The 3,741-nt window shown below is 60.7% G+C and carries 6 protein-coding genes; all 6 read left to right on the top strand.

The genetic code is table 11. The features are described 5' to 3' along the window. Positions 1-407, top strand: a 407-nt coding sequence (locus GHO25_RS25190; protein WP_178110233.1) for a RibD family protein, incomplete at its 5' end; no start/stop codon positions are given. A gap of 47 nt (positions 408-454) precedes the next feature. Next, on the top strand, positions 455-1,117 hold the full coding sequence (locus GHO25_RS25195) for a riboflavin synthase (RefSeq protein ID WP_048367769.1): 663 nt from the start codon (positions 455-457) through the stop codon (positions 1,115-1,117). A gap of 16 nt (positions 1,118-1,133) precedes the next feature. Then, positions 1,134-2,225: a bifunctional 3,4-dihydroxy-2-butanone-4-phosphate synthase/GTP cyclohydrolase II gene (ribBA, locus tag GHO25_RS25200; RefSeq protein WP_048367768.1), complete on the top strand. Its 1,092-nt coding sequence runs from the start codon at positions 1,134-1,136 to the stop codon at positions 2,223-2,225. Between the two features lie 91 nt (positions 2,226-2,316). Beyond that, a complete protein-coding gene (gene ribE / locus GHO25_RS25205; RefSeq protein ID WP_048367766.1) occupies positions 2,317-2,793 on the top strand; it encodes a 6,7-dimethyl-8-ribityllumazine synthase in 477 nt (158 codons plus the stop codon). Then, positions 2,790-3,290, top strand: coding sequence for a transcription antitermination factor NusB (gene nusB, locus GHO25_RS25210; RefSeq protein WP_178110234.1), 501 nt, complete (start codon positions 2,790-2,792; stop codon positions 3,288-3,290). The genes ribE and nusB overlap by 4 nt, the downstream gene beginning before the upstream one ends. Positions 3,291-3,305: 15 nt before the next feature. After that, a partial coding sequence (locus GHO25_RS25215) for an AIR synthase related protein (protein ID WP_228393136.1) occupies positions 3,306-3,741 on the top strand: 436 nt, incomplete at its 3' end.

The raw sequence follows: 3,741 nt of genomic DNA on the forward strand, positions 1-3,741 counted from the left end.
TGCGTGTGCCGCTGGACGCACCGTTTTTCAAGGCCGGCCCGGCCTTGGTCGCCACCTGCGTGCCGCCCGCCGAGCAATACCGCACCGGCCCCGAGTGCCTGGTGATCCACGGTGCCAACGGCCAGGTCGATTTGCGCAAACTGCTGGTGGCGCTGGCCGCCCGTGGCGTCAATGAGGTGTTAGTTGAAGCAGGTCCGCGTCTGGCTGGCGCCTTTGCCGAGCAAGGCCTGGTCGATGAGTATCAGATATTCATCGCCGCCAAGTTTTTGGGGTCGACCGCGAGGCCGTTGCTTGAGCTGCCGCTGACCCACATGAGCGAAGCGCCGTTGCTCAAAATCACTGAAATGCGCGCGGTAGGGGATGACTGGCGAGTCACAGCCATACCTGTGTCGCCCGCGAGCGTATAATTCTCAGCCTTCGCTTAGCGCAGGTTTTGTTCTCAAGGGGAACGCCCATGTTTACCGGCATTATCGAATCCATCGGCAACATCCGCGCACTGACCCCAAAGGGTGGCGATGTGCGGGTTTATGTAGAGACCGGCAAGCTCGACCTGAGCGACGTCAAACTCGGCGACAGCATCGCGATCAACGGCGTGTGCCTGACCGCAGTAGAGCTGCCGGGCAACGGTTTTATGGCTGACGTCAGCCGCGAAACCCTTGATTGCACCGCATTCAACGACCTTAAAAGCGGCAGCCGGGTCAACCTGGAAAAGGCCTTGACCCCGACCACGCGTCTGGGCGGCCACCTGGTCAGTGGCCACGTTGACGGCGTAGGCGAAGTGATTTCCCGCGAGGAAAACGCCCGTGCCATCGAGTTCCGCATCCGTGCACCCAAGGAACTGGCCAAGTACATCGCCCACAAAGGCTCGATCACCGTCGACGGCACCAGCCTGACGGTCAACTCGGTCAATGGCGCCGAGTTCTCCTTGACCATCATTCCGCACACCCTGAGCGAAACCATCATGGACGACTATCGTCCAGGTCGCCGGGTCAACCTTGAAGTCGACTTGCTGGCGCGCTACCTCGAACGCCTGCTGCTGGGCGAAAAAGCCGCCGAGCCGACCTCGGGTGGTATCAGCGAAAGTTTTCTGGCCGCCAACGGCTACCTAAAATCCTGAAATAAGGGGGTGCCGCGTGGCGCTCAACAGCATCGAAGAACTGGTTGAAGACATCCGCCAAGGCAAGATGGTCATCCTGATGGATGACGAAGACCGCGAAAACGAAGGCGACCTGATCATGGCCGCCGAGTGCTGCCAGGCTGAGCACATCAACTTCATGGCGCGTTTCGCCCGTGGCCTGATCTGCATGCCGATGAGCCGCGAGCGCTGCGAAACGCTCAAGTTGCCATTGATGGCGCCGCGCAATGGCTCCGGCTTTGGCACCAAGTTCACCGTGTCCATCGAAGCCGCCACCGGCGTGACCACCGGCATTTCGGCCGCCGACCGTGCCCGTACGGTACAAGCCGCCGCTGCCAAAGACGCCAAGGCCGATGACATCGTCAGCCCGGGCCACATCTTCCCGCTGATGGCACAAGCGGGCGGCACCCTGGCCCGTGCTGGCCACACAGAAGCCGCCTGCGACCTGGCGCGCATGGCCGGTTTCGAGCCAAGCGGCGTGATCTGCGAAGTGATGAACGACGATGGCACCATGGCCCGTCGCCCTGAGCTGGAAGCATTTGCCGCTGAACACGGCATCAAAATCGGCACCATCGCCGACTTGATCCACTACCGGATGATCCACGAACGTACCGTTCAGCGGATTGCCGAGCAGCCACTGGACAGCGAACTGGGCCAATTCAACCTGGTGACCTATCGTGATTCTGTCGAAGGCGACGTGCACATGGCACTGACCCTGGGCAAGATCTGCGCTGAAGAACCGACGCTGGTACGGGTGCACAACATGGACCCGCTGCGCGACCTGTTGCTGGTCAAACAGCCCGGCCGCTGGAGCCTGCGCGCCGCCATGAGCGCCGTGGCAGAGGCGGGCAGCGGTGTGGTGCTGTTGCTGGGCCACCCGCTGGATGGCGATGTATTGCTGGCGCACATTCGCGAAACCGCCGATGCCGCACCGGTGAAAAAGCCGACCACTTACAGCATCGTCGGAGCAGGCTCACAGATCTTGCGTGACCTCGGAGTACGCAAAATGCGCCTCATGAGTTCACCAATGAAGTTCAATGCCATATCCGGTTTTGATCTGGAAGTTGTAGAATACGTGCCCGCCGAATAATGACCGGACATTTCCAGTCCCGATTCGTGGCCCAATATCCTTAAAGAACGCACGCAAGTGCGTTCTGGCTCTTTAATACGAGACATACCGAATGACCCTGAAGACCATCGAAGGTACCTTCATCGCCCCCAAAGGTCGCTACGCACTCGTCGTCGGCCGTTTCAACAGCTTCGTCGTCGAAAGCCTGGTGAGTGGTGCTGTTGATGCCCTGGTTCGCCACGGTGTAAGCGAAAGCGACATCACCATCATCCGTGCACCGGGTGCGTTCGAAATTCCGCTGGTTGCGCAAAAAGTTGCCCAGCGCAACGAATTCGCCGCCATCATCGCCCTGGGCGCTGTTATTCGTGGCGGTACTCCGCACTTCGAATACGTGGCTGGCGAGTGCACCAAAGGCTTGGCTCAGGTGTCCATGGAGTTTGGCGTACCGGTTGCATTCGGTGTGCTGACCGTTGACTCGATCGAGCAGGCCATCGAACGTTCCGGCACCAAAGCTGGCAACAAAGGCGCTGAAGCTGCACTGTCCGCTCTCGAAATGGTCAGCCTGCTGGCAGCGTTGGAGGCCAAGTGATTTCCGACGAAAGCGATCGTTTCAACCCGCGCGATCCTAAACCTGCGGATGCTGGCAAGCCCTCCAAGAGCGCCAAGCGTCGCGAAGCGCGTCAGCTCGCGACCCAAGCGCTGTATCAATGGCACATGGCCAAGCACTCGCTGAACGAGATCGAAGCCCAGTTTCGCGTGGACAACGACTTCACTGACGTTGACGGCGCTTACTTCCGCGAAATCCTGCACGGCGTACCGGCCAATCGTACCGAGATCGATGCTGCCCTGGTGCCATGCCTGGACATCACCATCGATGAGCTGGACCCGGTTGAACTGGCGGTTCTGCGCCTGTCCACCTGGGAACTGCTCAAGCGTGTCGACGTGCCTTACCGCGTTGTGATCAACGAAGGTATCGAGCTGGCAAAAGTCTACGGTTCCACTGACGGTCATAAGTTCGTCAACGGTGTTCTGGACAAACTGGCACCTCGCCTGCGTGAAGCTGAAGTCAAGGCGTTCAAGCGCTAACCCGCGCTGTTGGCCATGGGCGAGTTTGAGCTGATCCGCAACTTCTTCGCTGCCGCGCCTTGTGCGCAAGGCGGCGTGGGCGTTGCTTTGGGCATTGGCGACGACTGCGCCCTGCTGGATGTTCCCTTCGGGGAACAGCTGGCGATCTCCACCGACACCCTGGTAGCCGGGGTGCACTTCGCAGATCCTTGCGACCCTTTCTTGCTCGGTCAGCGTGCGCTGGCAGTGGCGGCCAGTGATTTGGCGGCCATGGGCGCCACCCCTGTTGCGTTTACCCTTGCCCTGACGTTGCCGACGGTTGAAGCCGCCTGGCTGGACGCGTTTGCCCGAGGCTTGAACGTCATGGCCCAGGCGTGCGACCTGCGGCTGATCGGCGGCGACACCACGCGCGGGCCACTGTGCCTCACCTTGACGGTATTTGGGCGCGTGCCCACGGGCCAAGCCTTGAGCC

This window comes from Pseudomonas sp. FSL R10-1350, assembly GCF_009600525.1.
Lineage (GTDB): Bacteria > Pseudomonadota > Gammaproteobacteria > Pseudomonadales > Pseudomonadaceae > Aquipseudomonas > Aquipseudomonas helleri.